The organism is Sphingomonas sp. BL-S-28 (assembly GCF_055521515.1).
Window position 1 is genome coordinate 3,551,841 of the sequence record NZ_CM145484.1, and the last position, 17,542, is coordinate 3,569,382.

At 64.7% G+C, this 17,542-nt stretch carries 16 protein-coding genes; 11 read left to right on the forward strand and 5 right to left on the reverse strand.

The genetic code is table 11. The features are described from left to right. The first annotated feature begins 95 nt into the window (after positions 1 to 95). Together ACZ1JC_RS25240 and ACZ1JC_RS25245 are read left to right on the forward strand one after the other, a co-directional pair. The gene (locus ACZ1JC_RS25240; RefSeq protein ID WP_465137553.1) at positions 96 to 1,727 is read left to right on the forward strand and encodes a DUF389 domain-containing protein; all 1,632 of its coding nucleotides are present in this window, start codon (positions 96 to 98) and stop codon (positions 1,725 to 1,727) included. 138 nt (positions 1,728 to 1,865) lie between these two features. Continuing rightward, a complete protein-coding gene (locus tag ACZ1JC_RS25245; protein WP_465169080.1) occupies positions 1,866 to 3,185 on the forward strand; it encodes an HD-GYP domain-containing protein in 1,320 nt (439 codons plus the stop codon). Between the two features lie 222 nt (positions 3,186 to 3,407). Here the strand turns inward: ACZ1JC_RS25245 and ACZ1JC_RS25250 are convergent, their stop codons facing one another. Then, positions 3,408 to 4,973, reverse strand: a complete 1,566-nt coding sequence (locus ACZ1JC_RS25250) for a GNAT family N-acetyltransferase (protein ID WP_465137551.1) — start codon at positions 4,971 to 4,973, stop codon at positions 3,408 to 3,410. Positions 4,974 to 5,092: 119 nt separating this feature from the next. Between ACZ1JC_RS25250 and ACZ1JC_RS25255 the strand changes: the two genes are divergently transcribed. Then, entirely contained in the window at positions 5,093 to 5,347 is a 255-nt protein-coding gene (locus tag ACZ1JC_RS25255; protein ID WP_465137550.1) for a hypothetical protein, read from the forward strand. Between the two features lie 316 nt (positions 5,348 to 5,663). On the opposite strand, the gene queF is transcribed toward ACZ1JC_RS25255, so the two are convergent. Further along, positions 5,664 to 6,125 (reverse strand): preQ(1) synthase, encoded by a 462-nt coding sequence (gene queF, locus ACZ1JC_RS25260; protein ID WP_465137549.1) that lies wholly within the window; start codon positions 6,123 to 6,125, stop codon positions 5,664 to 5,666. 261 nt (positions 6,126 to 6,386) lie between these two features. On the opposite strand from queF, the gene ACZ1JC_RS25265 reads away from it, so the two are divergent. Both ACZ1JC_RS25265 and metC read left to right on the forward strand, forming a co-directional pair. Continuing rightward, positions 6,387 to 7,643, forward strand: coding sequence for a hypothetical protein (locus tag ACZ1JC_RS25265; protein ID WP_465137548.1), 1,257 nt, complete (start codon positions 6,387 to 6,389; stop codon positions 7,641 to 7,643). Between the two features lie 183 nt (positions 7,644 to 7,826). Then, positions 7,827 to 9,041: a cystathionine beta-lyase gene (gene metC, locus ACZ1JC_RS25270; protein ID WP_465137547.1), complete on the forward strand. Its 1,215-nt coding sequence runs from the start codon at positions 7,827 to 7,829 to the stop codon at positions 9,039 to 9,041. 150 nt (positions 9,042 to 9,191) lie between these two features. On the opposite strand, the gene ACZ1JC_RS25275 is transcribed toward metC, so the two are convergent. Both ACZ1JC_RS25275 and ACZ1JC_RS25280 read right to left on the reverse strand, forming a co-directional pair. After that, entirely contained in the window at positions 9,192 to 10,088 is an 897-nt protein-coding gene (locus ACZ1JC_RS25275; RefSeq protein WP_465137546.1) for a GGDEF domain-containing protein, read from the reverse strand. Between the two features lie 295 nt (positions 10,089 to 10,383). Beyond that, positions 10,384 to 11,100, reverse strand: coding sequence for a helix-turn-helix domain-containing protein (locus ACZ1JC_RS25280; RefSeq protein ID WP_465137545.1), 717 nt, complete (start codon positions 11,098 to 11,100; stop codon positions 10,384 to 10,386). A gap of 648 nt (positions 11,101 to 11,748) precedes the next feature. Here ACZ1JC_RS25280 and cobA point away from each other — a divergent pair. Genes cobA through ACZ1JC_RS25305 form a run of 5 tightly spaced genes read left to right on the forward strand, consistent with a single transcriptional unit; the run spans position 11,749 to position 15,723 of the window. Continuing rightward, positions 11,749 to 12,522, forward strand: a complete 774-nt coding sequence (gene cobA, locus ACZ1JC_RS25285) for a uroporphyrinogen-III C-methyltransferase (protein ID WP_465137544.1) — start codon at positions 11,749 to 11,751, stop codon at positions 12,520 to 12,522. Further along, entirely contained in the window at positions 12,519 to 12,815 is a 297-nt protein-coding gene (locus ACZ1JC_RS25290) for a DUF2849 domain-containing protein (protein ID WP_465137543.1), read from the forward strand. Before cobA ends, ACZ1JC_RS25290 begins: the two co-directional genes overlap by 4 nt. Then, entirely contained in the window at positions 12,815 to 14,449 is a 1,635-nt protein-coding gene (locus tag ACZ1JC_RS25295) for a nitrite/sulfite reductase (protein WP_465137542.1), read from the forward strand. The genes ACZ1JC_RS25290 and ACZ1JC_RS25295 overlap by 1 nt, the downstream gene beginning before the upstream one ends. Further along, complete coding sequence (locus ACZ1JC_RS25300; protein WP_465137541.1) at positions 14,442 to 14,873, forward strand: DUF934 domain-containing protein; 432 nt, start codon at positions 14,442 to 14,444, stop codon at positions 14,871 to 14,873. Before ACZ1JC_RS25295 ends, ACZ1JC_RS25300 begins: the two co-directional genes overlap by 8 nt. Before the next feature lie 46 nt (positions 14,874 to 14,919). Further along, positions 14,920 to 15,723: a phosphoadenylyl-sulfate reductase gene (locus ACZ1JC_RS25305; RefSeq protein WP_465137540.1), complete on the forward strand. Its 804-nt coding sequence runs from the start codon at positions 14,920 to 14,922 to the stop codon at positions 15,721 to 15,723. Between the two features lie 175 nt (positions 15,724 to 15,898). On the opposite strand, the gene ACZ1JC_RS25310 is transcribed toward ACZ1JC_RS25305, so the two are convergent. After that, positions 15,899 to 16,180: a hypothetical protein gene (locus ACZ1JC_RS25310; RefSeq protein ID WP_465137539.1), complete on the reverse strand. Its 282-nt coding sequence runs from the start codon at positions 16,178 to 16,180 to the stop codon at positions 15,899 to 15,901. Between the two features lie 120 nt (positions 16,181 to 16,300). Between ACZ1JC_RS25310 and ACZ1JC_RS25315 the strand changes: the two genes are divergently transcribed. Further along, positions 16,301 to 17,503, forward strand: coding sequence for an IS256 family transposase (locus tag ACZ1JC_RS25315; protein WP_465135341.1), 1,203 nt, complete (start codon positions 16,301 to 16,303; stop codon positions 17,501 to 17,503). The last annotated feature ends 39 nt before the right edge of the window (positions 17,504 to 17,542 follow it).

The window sequence follows — 17,542 nt, forward strand, 5'->3', positions numbered from 1 at the left end:
ACGCTTGAATGTCGCCGTCGCCGCGCTAGGCTGATGGGCATGCGCACGTTCCCCCCGTCCGCCCCGGCCCGTTTCCCGTCCGGAGTTTCGCCCGCATGACCGGCGAGATACCTCCATCCGCAGAGCCGGCCGCCTCCGTCCGCCGCACCGCGCCGCCATGGCTGCGGCGCCTGCGTGCACGGCTACACCGCCTGCGCACGCGCTTCGTTCATGCCGTGCTGCTGCCCGAACTAACGCCCGATCAGGCCTTCGACTTGCGCCAGACCGTGCGCAAGGAGGGCGAGCTGACCAACGGCTATGTCCTGATGTGCACGCTGGCGGCGGGGATCGCCATTCTGGGCCTACTGCAATCCTCCACTGCGGTGGTGATCGGGGCGATGCTGGTCTCTCCGCTGATGAGCCCGATCGCTGCACTGGGCATCGGCTTCGCCTCTCTGGACGGCCAGCGCATTCGCGAGGCGGCGCGCGTGGTGGCGGTGGGCGCGGCCATCGGCATCATCACCGGGCTGCTGCTGACACTGCTTTCCCCGATCCGCAATGCCACGCCCGAAATCCTGGCGCGTACCGAGCCGACCCTGCTGGACCTTGCCGTGGCGCTGTTTTCCGGGGTGGCGGGCGGCTATGCCACCGTCACCGGCAAGGGCGGAACCGCCATCGGCGTTGCCATCGCCACTGCCCTGATGCCGCCGCTGACCGTCGTCGGCTATGGCATCGCCGTGTTGCAGCCGATGTTCGCGCTGGGCGCGCTGCTGCTGTTCTTCACCAACCTTGCCGCCATCACCTTCAGCGTCGCGCTGGTCACGCGGCTATCCCGCGCGGCGCGGCCGCTGGGGAAAGTGGAGTGGACGCCGCGCTACGTGGCGGCATTGGTAGTGGCCTTCCTGGTGCTGGCCACGCCGCTGTCGATGACGCTGACGCGGCTTTCGCAGGAAGGCCGCGTGCGCCTTGCCGCGCGATCGGCGGTTCTGGCCGCTGCCGGCGACGGGTCCACTATCGCCCAGCTCGATGTGCAGTCGGCCCTGTTCGGGGAGCCATCGGTGAAGGCCGTAGTGGTGACGCCCAGCTACGCCGCCAATGCCCAGGCCAATGCCGAAACCCGGCTGCAACAGGCGCTGGGCGAGCATGTGGGCATCACCCTTCAACAAGTGCTCGCCGCCGATGTGCAAGCGCAGACGCGCGCCATGGTCGATGCGGCGATGGAGCGCACCGCTGCCGGCATCGCCGCCGATGCGCCGCCCTACAACGCGATCCGCACGGCCATCGGCCTGCCGACGCGCAGCCTCTGGGCCGATCGCGCGCAGCGGCAGGTCTATCTGGAGCCCGTGACCCTGCCCGGATGGTCGCTGGCCGACTATCGCGCCACAGAGGCACGCGTGAGCGGATCGACGCAAGGCTGGACCGTGCGACTGGTGCCGCCCGCGCAACCGGTGCTGGCGGTCTGGACCGGCACGGACGGCACGGGCCGCCCCGCCGATGCGATTGCGCCGGACCTTGCGCTGTGGGCGCTGCAACGCTGGGGCATGGCGAGAGTCACGCTCTCGGGCGAAGACCCACAGGCGCTGGCGGCAGTGGCCCGCCAGTTCACCGACGCCGGAATTTCGGCGCAATACCAGCCGCCTGCTCAAGCGCCTGAACCCTCCGCCAGCCCCACCCCGGCGGCTGAGGCAACCTTGCCGCTCGTCTCAGTGCAGGTCTATCCGGCCAGCCCCTCCGCCCAACAACCCTGACGGATTTAACCTGCGCTGTCCTCCGGTTACCGGCCGCTACCCTCTATAATACGGTAACATACGGATCCCCCCGCGAACGCCAGCACAGCCATGTTCACGTTATCGCGAGAGGGGGCTTCTCCAGATCGCGGGTTCGGCATGGTTCTCAAGCGCATATCTCCATCGCAGGTGGAAATGGGGATGTTCATCCAGTCCTTTCATGGCAACTGGCTGCGCCATCCGTTCTGGCGCGCGCAGTTCCTGATCGAGGATCGGGAGCGGCTGGTCGCCGTGCGCAACAGCGATCTGGAAGCGGTGGTGATCGATACCGAACGCGGTGGCGACCTGCCGAACGGCGGGGCCGATGCGGCGCAAGTTGCACCCCCTGTCACCCAGTTGCGAACAGCAACGCAACGATCGGTTCAACACCCTCCGATCCAACAGCACGCCCTACCGCACCCGCCCCCTTTCCGCAGGCCGATCATCGCCAATGGCGCTTCGCTACGCTCCGGCCCGATCCCGATCAGCCGCGAATTCGGCAATGCCCGGCTGGTAGCGGGCAAGGCGCGCAAGGCGGTGTCCAAGGTCTTTCTGGAAGCGCGACTGGGCAAGGCCCCGCGCGTGGTGGAAGTGGCCCCGGTGGTGGACGACATCCACGCCTCCATCGAGCGCAACCCTTACGCTTTTTCGGGCCTGATGCGCTGCAAGTCGGACAGCGAGCCGGTCTATCGCCACATGCTGGCGACCAGCGCGCTGATGGTCTCGCTTGCCCGGCAGATGCGCCTGCCTCCGGCGGAATCGCGGGTTGCGGGCATGGCCGGGCTACTGCTGGACGTCGGCGTCAGCCATCTGGACGTGGAGATCGCGGAAGAGGCCGGCGGCGTCGGCCGGCTCGATCCCAAACTGTGGGACCGCCACACCTTCATCGGCCGCGATCTGCTGGAAGCGGCGGGCGATATGCCCGAAGAGGTGCTGCGCGCCGTGTCCCGCCATCACGAAGCGCTGGACGGTTCCGGTCGGCCGTTGGGACTGAAAGGACAGGACATCGACCTGTTCTCCCGTATGGCGGCGATTTGCGACTTCTACGATCTGGCCTGCTGCGGCGCGCTGACCGGGCATGTGCAAGACCCCTCCAGCGTGCTCACCCAGTTGATCGACCAGCCGGACCGCTATGATGCGGAAATCGTCGGCCGCTTCGTGGAGGCCATGGGCGTCTATCCGATCGGCTCCTTCGTGCTGCTGCGCTCCGGCCGGATCGCCATGGTGGTCGATCAGGATCCGGAAGAGCCCGAATTGCCGACCGTGCACGCCTTCTATTCCACCGAGACCGAGCGCCACATCGGCGGCCACACGATCCCCCTCGCGCACTGCTTCGGGGAGGATGCGATTCTCGGCGTGGCGCGGCTGGAAAGCTATGCCCTGCCGCCTGCAAGCAGCCTGCGCGAACGGATCGCCGCGCAGATTTCGCGGATGATCTAGACCGGCGGGGAGTTGCACCGTCCCTCCCCCGCTCCCTATCCCGAACTCAGAAGCCCGAAACACTCCGTCATCCCCGCGAAGGCGGGGGCCCCGCTTCTTTCGTGGCACGCCGCAAGAACAAGCGGGATCCCCGCCTTCGCGGGGATGACGGGAGAATTTGCGGTGCGGGGGTACTACCGGCTTCGGTGCGCCCGCCTCACCTTGCCCGCTTACTCCGCTGCCTCACCCCGCCTGCTGGGTCCACTCCACTCTGTAGAGGTCGAAGCGGCGGTCCTTCAGGTTCTGCACCGCGCCGGACTGGCGCGCGGTCAGCAGTGCATCCAGGCTGAGATCGGCAATCGCGATCGTCTCGGTATTGGGCGCGGTGTCCGCCGCCACGCCGTCACGAGCGAACGGAAAGTCCGAAGGCGTCAGGATCGCGCTTTCGGCATAGTGCACGTCCATGTTCTCCACGTTCGGCAGGTTCCCGACGACGCCGGAGGTGACGACGTAGCACTGGTTCTCCACCGCGCGGGCCTGGCAGCAATAGCGCACGCGCAGGAACCCGCGCCGCTCATCGGTGCAGAAAGGCACGAACAGCATCAGCGCGCCCTGATTGACGAGGTGGCGGGAGAGTTCCGGAAACTCGCTGTCGTAACAGATCATCACGCCGATCGGCCCGCAGTCGGTGGGGATCACATTGGCGCCGTAGCCGCCCTTGATGTTCCACCACTTCCGTTCGGACGGGGTGGGATGCAGCTTCTGCGTCTCATGCACCGCGCCATCGCGCAGGAAGGTATAGGCGATGTTGCGGATTTCGCTCTTGCCGCCGCCCAGTTTCACGCGCGTGGGGTGCGAACCGCCGATCACGTTGATGTTGTAGCTGACCGCCATGCGCTGCATGAATTCCACGAAGCGCTCTGTATAGTCGGCGATCTTCTCGATCGCCTGCGCCGGTTCCAGCTTCGTCTCTTCGATCGACAGCAGTTCCAGCGTGAACAGTTCGGGGAACACCACGAAGTCGCTCTCATAGTCAGAGGCGACGTCGATCCAGTATTCCACCTGTTCCTCAAACTGGTCGATGGTCTCGATCTTGCGCATCATGAACTGCACGGTGGCGACCCGCACGCTGGAGGGCACCCGTTCCTTGAAGCCCGGAATGGCCTTGCCGGTGTCACGCGGGGCCAGCGGGTTGGTCCAGTACATGATCACGGCGTTGCCGCCGCTTTCCTTGTCGTTCGGGATATAGTCCGGCAGGATCCCGCGCGGCTCGTACCCCTCGTTCATCTGGAACTGGATGACGGTATCGCGAACCTTCTTGTTCTTCACCGCCTCCAGATAGTCGGCCGGGTTCGGATACTGCCGCTTGCGCCGCGAATAACCGGGCATGCGGCCGGCGAAGGCAATGCCCTTCAGTTCGAAATACTGGCAGACTTCCTTGCGCTTGCGATAGAGGCGCTGGCCGATGCGCAGGCGGCGATAGTCGGGATCGACGCAGACCTCGAAGCCATAGAGCACGTCGCCATCATCCGCCGGCGGCCGGCCGTAACCGCCGTTGCTGATCTCTTCCCAGGTATGCGGGCGGAAGGCCTGATCGGCGGTGACGATCATCGTCGCGCAGTGGCCCACCACTTTGCCTTCGTATTCCGCCACGAACTGGCCTTCGGGGAAGTTGATCACCTGCCCCCGGATTTCGGCGCGGGTAAAGCCGTCCGCCTTGCCGTAGACCTTGGTGGAAAGCCGGGCGATCGCGGGCGCATCGGCAACGGTGGCGGGACGGATGATGAGCTTGGCTTTGATCTTGTCCATAAGCGTTGCTTTACGCTTGGGACGGCGGGAGGTTCCAGCCCCGAAACGGACTCTTTTTTCGCCACTTGGCGGGATATTTCCGGCAGTTCGCCCGTTGTATCGGCTGAAAGGAGAGAGACTTGAGCGTCACCCTCATCGCCCTTGCCCTGTTCGGCTGCAGCGACGACGGCACTGCGTGCCAGCGCCTTTCCACCCCCGTGCAGACTTATCAGAGCCGCGAGGCCTGTGCCGCGCGGCTTGAAGATGCGCTGGGTTCGCAGGCTGCGCTGGGCGCCGATGCGCCCACGGTGCAGGCCCAGTGCCTGACCACGCGCCAGCTGGCGGCGATGGGCAATCGCCCGGTCAATCTCACGAAAATCGCAGCAATACGCTGACTGGAACTTGAGAGAGAGGATCCAAGGCAAACGTCACCCGACGCGGACTTCCGGGGAAACGGCCGACAAGGTCGTCTGGAGGGAAAGTTCGGGGATACGGGAGCGCCGGGACGGACCCGGCGCTCCTGTTTCATTTTCAGGGCCAAATCCTCCCCTGCAAGGGGAGGGGGACCACCCCCGCTCATCCTGAGCTCGTCGAAGGAAGGGTGGTGAAGGGGTGTCAGCCTCTCGATCAAGCGCCTCGCTGACAGCGGGATACCCCTCCGTCAGCACTTCGTGCTGCCACCTCCCCTTCCAGGGGAGGATTTCTTTGGCCTCAACCGCGGCCGCGGTAGCCGGGCACGCCCTGATCGGGCACCCACAGGCCTTCCGGCGCCGCGCCGGACTGCCAGAACACGTCGATGGGAATGCCGCCGCGCGGGTACCAATAACCGCCAATGCGCAGCCAACGGGGCTTCATCTCGTCGAACAGCCGCTGGCCGATGCCGACGGTGACGTCCTCGTGAAAACCGTTGTGGTTGCGGAACGAGCCAAGGAACAGCTTCAGGCTTTTCGATTCGACGATGGTCGCTTCCGGCGCATAGTCGATCACCAGATGCGCGAAATCGGGCTGGCCGGTCACCGGGCAGAGCGAGGTGAATTCGGGCGCGGCAAAGCGCACCAGATAGAGGCTGCCCTGACGCGGGTTGGGAACGTAGTCCAGCACGGCCGCTTCGGGCGAAGTCGGCAACGGCACGTTCTGCCCCAGATGCAGGGGGGAATGGGAAGTATCGGTCATGCCCGCCTTGATAAGTGCCCAACCCCCTTCCTTCAAGCTTTCCCGGCTCTTCCCGGTTTCCACGGCTTCAAGGCGAGAGACGTTTCGGCTATCATCGGTTTCAATTCGTCGTGGCGAAAGCCTATATTAAGACAAGGTTCAGCGCGTGCCCGCTTTCCGCGCTGAGGGATGATGCGGGGCGATATGACCAGAACACGACTTCTTTTTGCAACCACGGCGCTGGCGGGCGCCCTTATCGGTACGGGCGCGGCAGTGCCGGCGATGGCACAGGAGACCTGGAGCCTCCCGCCGGGCGCCGACAGCACGCAGGCGCAGCGCCCCTCCGGCCCGGTGGACGCGCAGAATCCTGTCGTCTCACACCCAAGCAATGCGCCAGACGATGCGCCCAGCCCGCAAGTTACGCTGCCCGCCGCCCCGCCTCCCACGGTGAAGGCCCCAGTGGTCAAGGCCCCGGCCGAAAAGGCGCCCGAGGCTACCGCCCCTGCGGCCCGCCCCACGGCGACGCCCGCACAAGCTGCGCCGCGCGCGGCGGCTACGCCGATACCGGCCGCCCCTTCACCCGCTGCCGCCAGCCCGGCGCCGCAGCCTGCGGCCTCGCAGGCTCCCACCGCCGTTGTACCCGCGCCTGAGGCATCGAGCGCGGCGCCTGTCGCGCCTGCACCGGCCGCTCCCGCAACCACGGCCAGCCATTGGCCCGAATGGTGGCTGGCGATTCCGGTTGCACTGCTGCTGGCCGCGCTGGGCGTGTTCGCCCTGCTCCGCCGCCGCGCCGCGCCCGCCACGGCATGGGAAGAAGCCGGTCTGGAACCGGAGCCCGAGGACGAGGACGACGTGCCCGAAGCGGCACAGCCCGTCGCGCCCCCGCGCCCGGTCGTTGCCGCCGTGCCAACGCCTTCCGCTGCCCCCGCAGTCGCACGCACGCCCGTCACCCCGCCCCCCAGTCCACCCGCGCCGAAGCCGCTGGTATCCCCGATCGTCAGCCCGCGCTCTGCCCCGGTCGCAGTCGAGCGCGCGGAAGTCACTTTCGAACCCATGCTGATGCGCCAGTCGCTGGTCTATGCCACGCTGGTCTACCGCATGACGCTGACGGCGCCCGCCGAAGGCCTGCCCGAAGGCGCGGTGATCGCGGCCGACATGATCTCCGCCCACGCCTCGCTCTCGCAGGCCGAACAGCTTGCGCCCGACCCGACCTCGGTGCCGCCGCGCCACCGTTTCGAAACGATGGCGCCGGGGGAGACGCGCGAGGTGAAGGGCGAAATCCAGCTTCCGCTCAATGCCATCCGCCCGGTGCGGCAGGGCAATGCCATGCTGTTCGTGCCGCTGCTGCGCCTGTTCCTGGCGCTGCCAGACGGCTCGATCGAGCGGCGCGTGTTCTCGCTCGGCCTGCCGGGCGACGGTGCCGGGCTTGCCCCGGTCCGCATCGACACCGGCCCGCGCGATCATGCGCCGATCCAGTCGCGCGAGATCGACGGAGCCCGCTCCTACAACGGCCCGCACGTTCCGCAGGCTGCGGAGTAACACTGCCTCTCGACCGGCAATCGCCGCACGACTAGGGTTCGTCGCAAGACCGAGCGGCACCGGCCCGCTCCCCCACCCGACTTCCCAACGGGATATACTCTGGGAGGTCGGGTGGGGGAGCGGGCCGGTGCCGCTGAAATTCGGCCTCCGGCCGGATTTCCAAACGGACAACTGGAGATTCCCTTGAGCGATTTCGAAAATATCGACGACCTTTCCCCCGCCACCAAGCTGGTCGCCGGGGGGCGGCGCAAGGACTGGACCGGCGCGGTCGTCAACCCGCCGGTCTGGCGCGCCAGCACGCATCTCTACGAAAACACCGCCGCGCTGGCCGAAGGGCCGCGCCATAACGAGGACGGCCGCTTCTTCTACGGTCGCCGTGGCGCGCCGACGCAGTGGGCGCTCTGCGATGCCCTCACCCAGCTGGAACCCGGTGCGGCGGGCACGGTGATCTATCCGTCCGGCGTGGCCGCCATCGTCGGCGTCATGCTGACACTGCTGCGCCCCGGCGACGAGCTGCTGATCACCGACAACGCTTACGACCCCACGCGATCGATGGGCCTTGGGCTGCTGACCGACTTCGGCGTGACCACGAAGTTCTTCGACCCGCTCAACCTTCCCGCCTATGAGGCGCTGTTCACCGAACGCACCCGCGCGGTGATGCTGGAAGTGCCGGGCAGCCTCTCGATGGAAGTCTGCGATGTGCCGGCGCTGACCCGGATCGCCCGCGAAAAGGGCGCGATCTCGGTTCTGGACAATACCTGGGCCAGCCCGCTCGGCTTCCACGGGCTGACCAAGGGCGCGGACGTGGTGGTGATGGCGCTGACCAAGCATGTCGGCGGCCATTCGGACCTGATGATGGGCTCTGCCAGTGCCGGGGCGGACCTCTACGCCAAGCTGCGTAACCGCGCGCAGCAGCTGGGCAATATCGTCTCTCCCGACGACGCGGCGCTGGCGCTGCGCGGCCTGCGTACACTGGGCGTCCGTTTGAAGCAGGGCACCGAAACGGCGCTGAAGATCGCCCGCTTCCTCTCCGATCGGCCGGAAGTTGCGCAAGTGCTCTGCCCGATGCTGCCGGAAGCGCCGGGCCATGACTTGTGGCAGCGCGATTTCACCGGCGGCAGCGGGCTGATGAGCGTGGTGTTCAAGGATGTGACGATGGTCCAGCGCAATCGCTTCGTCGATGCGCTGAAGCTGTTCGGGATCGGCTATTCGTGGGGCGGCTTCGAAAGCCTGTGCATCCCGATCGCGCCGGCCGGCTATCGCTCGATCATGCCCTGGCCGCCGGAAGCCGAGAACCCAGCCGATATCTACGGCGTGCGCTTCTCGATCGGCCTGGAAGACGCGGGCGACCTTATCGCGGACATCGAACAGGCGCTGGAGGCGATGACGACAGCGTAAGAGCCGCCTGAATATCCGCAGCAAGCGGATTTTGCGCGGCACCGGCCCTCTCCCCCACCCGACCATCCACGAGTGTACCCTATCGGGTGGTCGGGTGGGGGAGAGGGCTGGTGCCGCGCCGAAAATGCCCTTCAGGCATTTTCGACAAACCTACGCCGCCACGCGGCGTGGCTTTTCCATTTCCAGACGGTTGCGGCCCTTGGCCTTGGCGAAGAACAACGCCAGTTCCGCGCGCTCGATCGTGCTGTCCAGACTGTCGGCAATCTGGGCGACGCTGCCGCTGGCGGTGATCGCCATGCGGCTTTCGCCTACGGTCTGGCGCAAATCGGCCAAAGTCGCCACCACCCGGCTGCAGATCGCCTGAGCCTGCGACGGGCTGGTACGCGGCAGCAACACCGCGAACCGTTCGGAGCCGATGCGGGAGATCAGGTCGTCGCTCCGCAGCATTTCGCGCAGCAGGTCGGCAAAAACGCGCAGCACATCGTCGCCGGTGTTCTGGCCGTATTTCATGTTGATGGTGCGGAAGAAGTCGATCGAGAACATCGCCAGGCACCCGTCCATCTGCGCATCGACCATGTGTTCCAGCATGGAGATGAAAGCGGCGCGATTGGTCAGGCGGGTCAGCGGATCAGTGTAGGTCGCGGCGAAAAGCTGGTCTTTCAGCACGCGCTTTTCATCGATGCTGCGCATCACCGCCAGCGCGCCGTAAACCCTGCCCTGCTCATCGCGCAGCGCGCGCGCCTGCAGTTCGAACCAGGTATCGCGCTCGTCGGTCGAGACGGCGGGGAATTCCACCCAGCGTCCTGTTTGCCCCTCCGCGTCCCGGCCCGAAAGCGCTGCGTCCAGTTCGCCCGCCACAGCGGCGCGGGCGCTTTCGGACACGAGATCGAGCAGGCGCGGCGCCGCCGCGATCCGCACGCCCAGCCGCTCTATCGCGGGCGAGGCATGCACGATCACACCCTCAAGATCCGTCTTGAGGATGATGTCCGACGTGGTCTCCGCAAGAAGACCGTACAACGTGCAGGATTCGCGGAATGTGAATTCCATTCCCATGCTCATAGTGCCCCGGTGCCGATGGATCGCGAGACGATCCCAAGGAACAAGCGGTCACTCGAACTTGCCGGTTAGCAGACGCGCACCCACGCAAATGAGTAAACGCAGCCACCAACCAAACGCACTCAAAGCGACCCAAACAATTATTCAAACGCAAAGAAAGTTAGCCCTGTTACCTAACCTGCTTTGTATTAAGTAATTGTTATTCCTGCATTTACCATTTGATTACCGAGTCGCAAAGACGATTCTCGAAAACGGCCGATCTTGCAATTCGCGATCCCGAAAGGGATCACAATTCGATCATGATCTTGATCTTGTCCGGCGTGGTTTCGACAGCCGATGCGATCTGTTCCCGGCAGCGGGCGATCAGTTCGGGCAGGCCGGCAACCGTGCGGCCCGGACGAAGCTCCGTCGTGGCGACACCCAGTTCGCGGGCAATCGCCTCAAGCCGGTCCTCGATCGGCCGCGCACGCCCCTGCTCCCAGGCCCAAACGGTCGGCTTGCTGACACCCAGACGCGATGCCAGTTCGCCCTGCGTCAGCCCGCGCTCCTTGCGCAGCCGGTGCAGGCGTTCACCCAGGCTTTCGCCGCCGATCGCGGCAGGCGCATTACCACCCGCAGGCGCATCCGAAGCACTCCGGCTGGCTGACGGCAGATCGATCCCCGGCTGCGAAACACCGCGCAGCTGCGCTGCACTTAGCGCCGCCTTGGGCAACATCCGGTCGAACGCGCAGCCGTAAAGGTTGCCGCTGGACCAGACCACGCGCGCGGGCGTCAGGCCGGCCTCCGGTAGATCCAGTTCGATCGTTTCGTCGATAGTCAGCAGCGCCGTGCTTTCCAGAAGCAGCCCGGATTCGGAAAAATTGTGAACCAGTACAGGCAGATCCACCCCGCCAGCGTTCGATCCCTGCGTCTCGAACATCAGTTTGCGGCGCGGTGCGCGTACACGGTCGCTGCCATAGCTGACAGCTTCGGGGTTTACTTCGAAATGTGCCTCGATGGGCATTGCGCGATCTCCAAGAGGATCAAAAGTCACCTCCTTGGGTTAAGATTTGGTTAGCGCACCGGTTAGTCGTCACCCAACTGCGGCAACCACTTACCCCACCCGTCTACCTGCGATCGCAGCTTTAACACCCACAATTCACTTATAGACAGAACAGATAAGCAGGAACAGCGTCTTGCGACCACTTGCACGGCACTTGCGCCAGATTAATTGACATCAATTGACGATTACTTTGCGACACTCATCCTGTTTTATTACTAATATATATCTACCATCACTCGAAATTGCATCGCTATATCAACGAGTTAACCCGTCGCGCATCCAAAATATCCATCGATTTCAAAACCATGGCGCAAGCCATCGCTCTTAAATCGCGTCAGGACGCCACCTAAACAGCAACGACCTCTTTTTCCTTTATGGGACATTCGGCATGCGCGCGCGCATTTCTTGTCGAATTTGCGACGACCTGAGCGTTTGCATGGGGAATGCCCCAATCAGGACATTTTCGTGCGGATCGGCCTGAGAGACCGTTTGAAAATTCGCGAAATGCGAATTTTGCGGCACCGGCCCTCCGCCCCCTAAAGTCGCCCTTGCCCCCTGCAAAGCCATTCTGGCTGGTATCCCCGGTCCTGCGGTATCATGTGCGCCACCATGCAACCGAATTCCGCCTCCATTGGCCGAGTCTTTCTGGTCGGCGCCGGCCCCGGCGATCCGGACCTGCTGACCCTGCGCGCCGCGCGGCTGGTGATGAATGCCGCGCTGATCGTGCATGACGGGCTAGTCGATCCGGCGATCCTGTCGATGGCGCGCCCCTCCGCGCGTCTGATCTCGGTGGCCAAGGCCCGTTCGCGCCACACCATGAAGCAGGAGGAGATCAACGCCCTGCTCGTGCGTGAGGCACTGGCCGGCAACGATGTCGTGCGCCTGAAGGGCGGCGATCCTTTCGTGTTCGGCCGCGGCGGCGAGGAAGCCGAAGCCTGCCGCGCCGCCGGGGTTCCGGTGGAAGTGGTGCCCGGCATCTCGTCCGCGCTGGGCGCCGCCGCCGCCGCGCAAATCCCGCTGACGCACCGCGACCATGCCTCGATCGTCACGTTCGTGGCCGGCCAGTGCAAGGGCCTGACCGACCAAGACTGGTCCGGCCTTGCCGGCAAGGGCCGCACCCTGGTGATCTTCATGGGCCTTGCGACCGCCGCCCAGATCACCGAAAAGCTGATTGCGGACGGCCTGACGCCCGACGTTCCCGTCGCGGTGATCGAAAAGGCCACGCGAAGCGACATGCGCGTGCTGCGCGCGTCGCTTGCGGGACTTGCAGAGCTTGTTGAGCGGGAACGGGTGGCCAGCCCCGCGCTCATCGTCATCGGCGCTGTTACCGCGCAGCCCGATACCATCGTAAGCGCAACAGCGCTGGAGGCAGTACAACAGTGAAGATCCTGACGGGCAACGATCTCAAGACCGGGGCGGTCATCTGGTGGACCGGCGTAAGCTGGTCGCTGGATGTCAACGATTCCGCCGACGTCGGCGACCATGGCGCCGCCCTTGCCGCGCGCGAGGAAGGCGCCCGCAATGTCGTCGGCGCCTATATCGTCGATGGCGCGAAGACCGAAGAAGGCGTGCGCCCGGCCCACATCAAGGAGCGTATCCGCGCCCTTGGGCCGACCGTCCGCCTCGACCTGACGCTGAAGCCGTCCGACCCCGCAGCCGTAGACTGGGTGATCTGATGTACAAGTATGACGAATACGACCAGCAGATGGTCGATACCCGCGTCGCGGAATTCCGCGATCAGGTGCGCCGCCGCCTTGCCGGCGACCTTACCGAGGATCAGTTCAAGCCGCTGCGCCTGCAGAACGGCCTCTACCTCCAGCTCCACGCCTACATGCTGCGCGTCGCGGTGCCCTATGGCACGCTGAATTCCGCGCAGATGACGCTGCTGGGCGATATCGCGGACAAGTACGACCGCGGCTACGGCCACTTCACCACGCGCCAGAACATCCAGTACAACTGGATCAAGCTGGAAGACACGCCCGACATCCTGGCCGAACTGGCCAAGGTGGAGATGCATGCCATCCAGACCAGCGGCAACTGCATCCGCAACATCTCGTCCGACCAGTATGCGGGCGCGGCTGCGGAAGAAATCGTCGATCCGCGCCCCTATGCGGAACTGCTGCGCCAGTGGTCCAGCTTCCACCCGGAATTCCTGGTGCTGCCGCGCAAGTTCAAGATCGCCGTCATCGCGTCGGAAACCGACCGCGCGGCGATGCGCCTGCACGACATCGGCATCAAGATGGTGCGCAACGACGCTGGCGAGATCGGCGCCCAGTTCTACGCCGGTGGCGGCATGGGCCGCACCCCGATGATTGCCCCGCTGATCCGCGACTTCGTGCCGCTGGACCAGCTGATCACCTACGCCGAGGCCTGCCTGCGCGTCTACAACCGCTATGGCCGCCGCGACAACAAGTACAAGGCGCGCATCAAGATCCTCGTCCACGAACTGGGCCGCGACGAATACGTCCGCCAGGTGGAGGAAGAGTTCGCGCACCTGCTGACTCAGCCGATCGAACCGCCGCTGGCCGAGCTGGAACGGATCAAGACGCACTTCGTCGATCCCGGCTTCGAAGCCGGCGCCCCGGATGATCTAGACCTGAGCGATCCCGACTTCCGCCTCTGGGTGGAGCGCAACACGCATGCCCACAAGCAGGCGGGCTATGTGATCGCCACGGTTTCTCTGAAGCCCGTGGGCGGCATCCCCGGTGACGCCACCGCAGACCAGATCCGCCTGATGGCGCAGCTGGCGAAGGACTACAGCTTCGACGAACTGCGCGTCACCCACGCCCAGAACATCGTCTTCCCGCACGTGAAGAAGGCAGACCTCTACACCGTGTGGCAGGCGCTGGACGAAGCGGGCCTTGCCACCGCCAATCTCGACACCGTGGGCGACATCATCGCCTGCCCGGGCCTCGACTATTGCGCGCTGGCCAATGCCCGCTCGATCCCGGTGGCGCAGAAGATCTCCGAACGTTTCGGCAGTGCCGAACGTCAGGCCGAGATCGGTGAGCTGAAGCTGAAAATCTCTGGCTGCATCAATGCCTGCGGCCACCACCACGCGGGCCACATCGGCATCCTTGGCGTCGACAAGAAGGGGCTGGAAAACTACCAGCTTCTGCTGGGCGGCAGCGAGGGCGCGGATACCTCGCTCGGCCAGATCACCGGCCCCGGTTTCACCGAGGACGGCGTGGTCGATGCCATCGAAAAGGCCACCGAAGTCTATCTCGCCAACAAGCAGGGCGAGGAACGCTTCCTCGACACCTATCGCCGTATCGGCATGGCCCCGTTCAAGGAAGCGATCTATGGTTGAAGTCCAATTCCGCTTTCGTGAAGACGAAGCGGTCAACGATCCGGCAGTGACCGTCGATTCCTTCGGCGAGCAGACCAATGCCAGCGCCGTCCGCATCGAACCGGGCGACGACGCCCGCGATCTGCTGCCGCACCTCGACCGTCTCTCGCTGGTGGAAGTGAGCTTCCCGGCCTGGACCGATGGGCGTGGCTACTCCTCCGCCCGTATCCTGCGCGAAGCGGGCTACGACGGAGAGATGCGCGCGGTGGGCGATCTGGTGATCGACATGCTCCACCACCTGCGGCGCTGCGGTTTCGATGCCTTCGCGCCGGACAAGGCCCTCAACGAACAGGACGCGCAGACCGCGTTCGACCGTTGGGAAAACGTCTATCAGGCCACCGTCGTCGACGGTCGCCCTGCGATCTGGGCCAAGCGCCACGGCTGATTTCCGCCTCGATAACCGGAAAATCGCCGTCATAAGGGACCACCCGATGACCCGTACCGAAGTGACTCGCATTCGCGACCTGATCGACACCGGCCCTCGTTTCGACGAGGCCGATGCCGTGCGCCTGAACCGCCTGTTCCGCGGCACCGACACGAACGAAATGCTCGAAACGGTGCTCAAGGAAGGCATGGCCGGCGATATCGCGATCGTGTCCAGCTTCGGTGCGGAATCGGCGGTGCTGCTGCATCTTGTCGCCTCGGTCGATCCTTCGGTGGCGGTGCTGTTCCTGGAAACGGGCAAGCACTTCCCCGAAACGCTGGCCTATCGCGACCAGCTGGCCGATCGACTGGGCCTGACCAACCTCATCAACCTGCTGCCCGATGCGGAAGAACTGGCGAAGAAGGACGAAAGCGGGCTGCGCTGGTCCTACGACCCGGACGGCTGCTGCGAGATCCGCAAGGTGAAGCCGCTGGAAAAGGCGCTGCTGAACTACGACGCCTCCTTCACCGGCCGCAAGGCGTTCCAGAACTCGACCCGCGCCACGCTGCCGCGCTTCGAGATCGACACGACCGACGCGCAAGGGCGCCTGAAGATCAACCCGCTGATCGACTGGAACCCCGACCGCATCGCCGCTTATATCGCCGAGCACGACCTGCCCCCGCACCCACTGGTGGCGCAGGGCTATCCGTCGATCGGCTGCATGCCCTGCACCAGCAAGGTGGCGGCAGGCGAAGACCCCCGCTCCGGCCGCTGGCGCGGGTGGGACAAGACCGAATGCGGCATCCACGTAGCCCATCCCACCTCCGACCACACCGACCAGAACGCGCCGGAGTTCGGCCTGGATCTGTAAGGTTGCGCGGAAGTTCGCCTTCGGGCGGACTTCCTCACGCTTCGATCGTAAAGCGCCTTCCTTCACGGTGACGATCTCCGAATACCAGTTGGCCGGCTACCGGATCACGGTGGACGGGATCGTCAAAGACTAAACCGCCCTCAGCTAGCCACAAATCGTGCGCCATATCCGGCGATTAAGAGGCTCCGGCATCGCGAGAAAACAAAATCGTGGCACCGGGCGTGGTTCGAATTTCCGTGATTTTCATCCCGTCGAACTTGAATGCGGTTTCCGTGCTGCGCCAAGGCTGCTTCACGCCAGCAGGGCAATCCCACTGAACACTCAGCCAGTTTGTCGCTGACGGTTCTGCATCCAAAGCCGTGCATGACGCGAAGGCCGCCAACGATTCAACGGCAAACGGCACCGGAGTTTGCGGCTTGGGCTGGTCATAACCCAGATAATAAGGAACGCCGATCACGCCTTCCTTGGCAATTGCCGATCGTGTCCCGGGAGGTGGTGTAGCTGAGGGTTGAGGTGGTCACCGTGATTTTCGGATAGGTTTGGGTTGCGAAACTCGAACCTGACGGAAGGAATCACGATGACCGATCCGATGATGCACCTGCGTTCGCTGGTAGAGAAGACCCCGGACGCGGATATTCTACGCGAGATGATCTCGTTTGCCGCCGAGCGGCTGATGGAGATGGAAGTCGGCAACCTGACTGGCGCTGGCTACGGCGAGAAGTCTCCCGACCGGCTTGTTCAGCGCAACGGGCACCGCGAGCGCGACTGGCAGACGCGGGCCGGCACTGTCGAGCTGCGGATCCCAAAGTTGCGCAAAGGCAGCTACTTTCCCGTTTTCCTCGAACCACGTCGGATGGCGGAGCGGGCGCTGACTGCGGTGATCCAGGAGGCCTACATCCAGGGCATTTCCACCCGCTCAGTGGACGATCTGGTCAAAGCGCTTGGCATGGACGGCATCTCCAAGAGCCAAGTGAGCCGCCTATGTGAGGAGCTCGACGAGCGCGTGCATACCTTCCTGGACCGCCCGATCGAAGGGGATTGGCCGTACCTTTGGATCGACGCAACCTACGTGAAGGTTCGGCAGAATGGGCGGATCGTCTCGGTGGCGGTGATCGTCGCGGTAGGCGTGAACAGCGACGGTCGCCGCGAAGTGCTGGGCATGGACATCGGCGCCTCGGAAGCCGAGCCTTTCTGGACCGCCTTCCTGCGCAAGTTGACGCGCCGAGGACTGCGCGGCGTCAAGCTGGTCATCTCCGACGCGCACGAAGGCATCAAGGCAGCCGTCTCCAAACTGCTCTGTGCCACGTGGCAGCGCTGCCGGGTTCACTTCATGCGCAATGCGCTGGCTCATGCCGGTAAAAGCGGCCGCAGGGTTGTCTCCGCCTTCATCGCCACCGCCTTCGCTCAGGAAACACCCGAGGCCGCCAGCCAGCAATGGCGTGCCGTGGCCGATCAGGTGCGACCCAAACTGCCCAAACTGGCAAACCTGATGGATGAAGCCGAACCCGATGTGCTGGCCTACATGACCTTCCCGCGCGAGCATCGCGCCAAATTACACAGCACAAACCCCATCGAGCGCCTCAACGGCGAAATCAAACGCCGCACGGATGTCGTCGGCATCTTCCCCAATGAGGCTGCCATCACCCGACTCATCGGCGCTATCCTCATGGAACAGTCAGACGAATGGGCCGTCCAGCGTGCCCGCTATATGACCCTTGAAACCATGGCGCCGGTCAGCGACAATCCAATCACCATGCTCTCAGCAGTCCCAGGAGCATGAACGGCCCAGACGGATGCCGAAATGCGCGGCGCCTCGGCT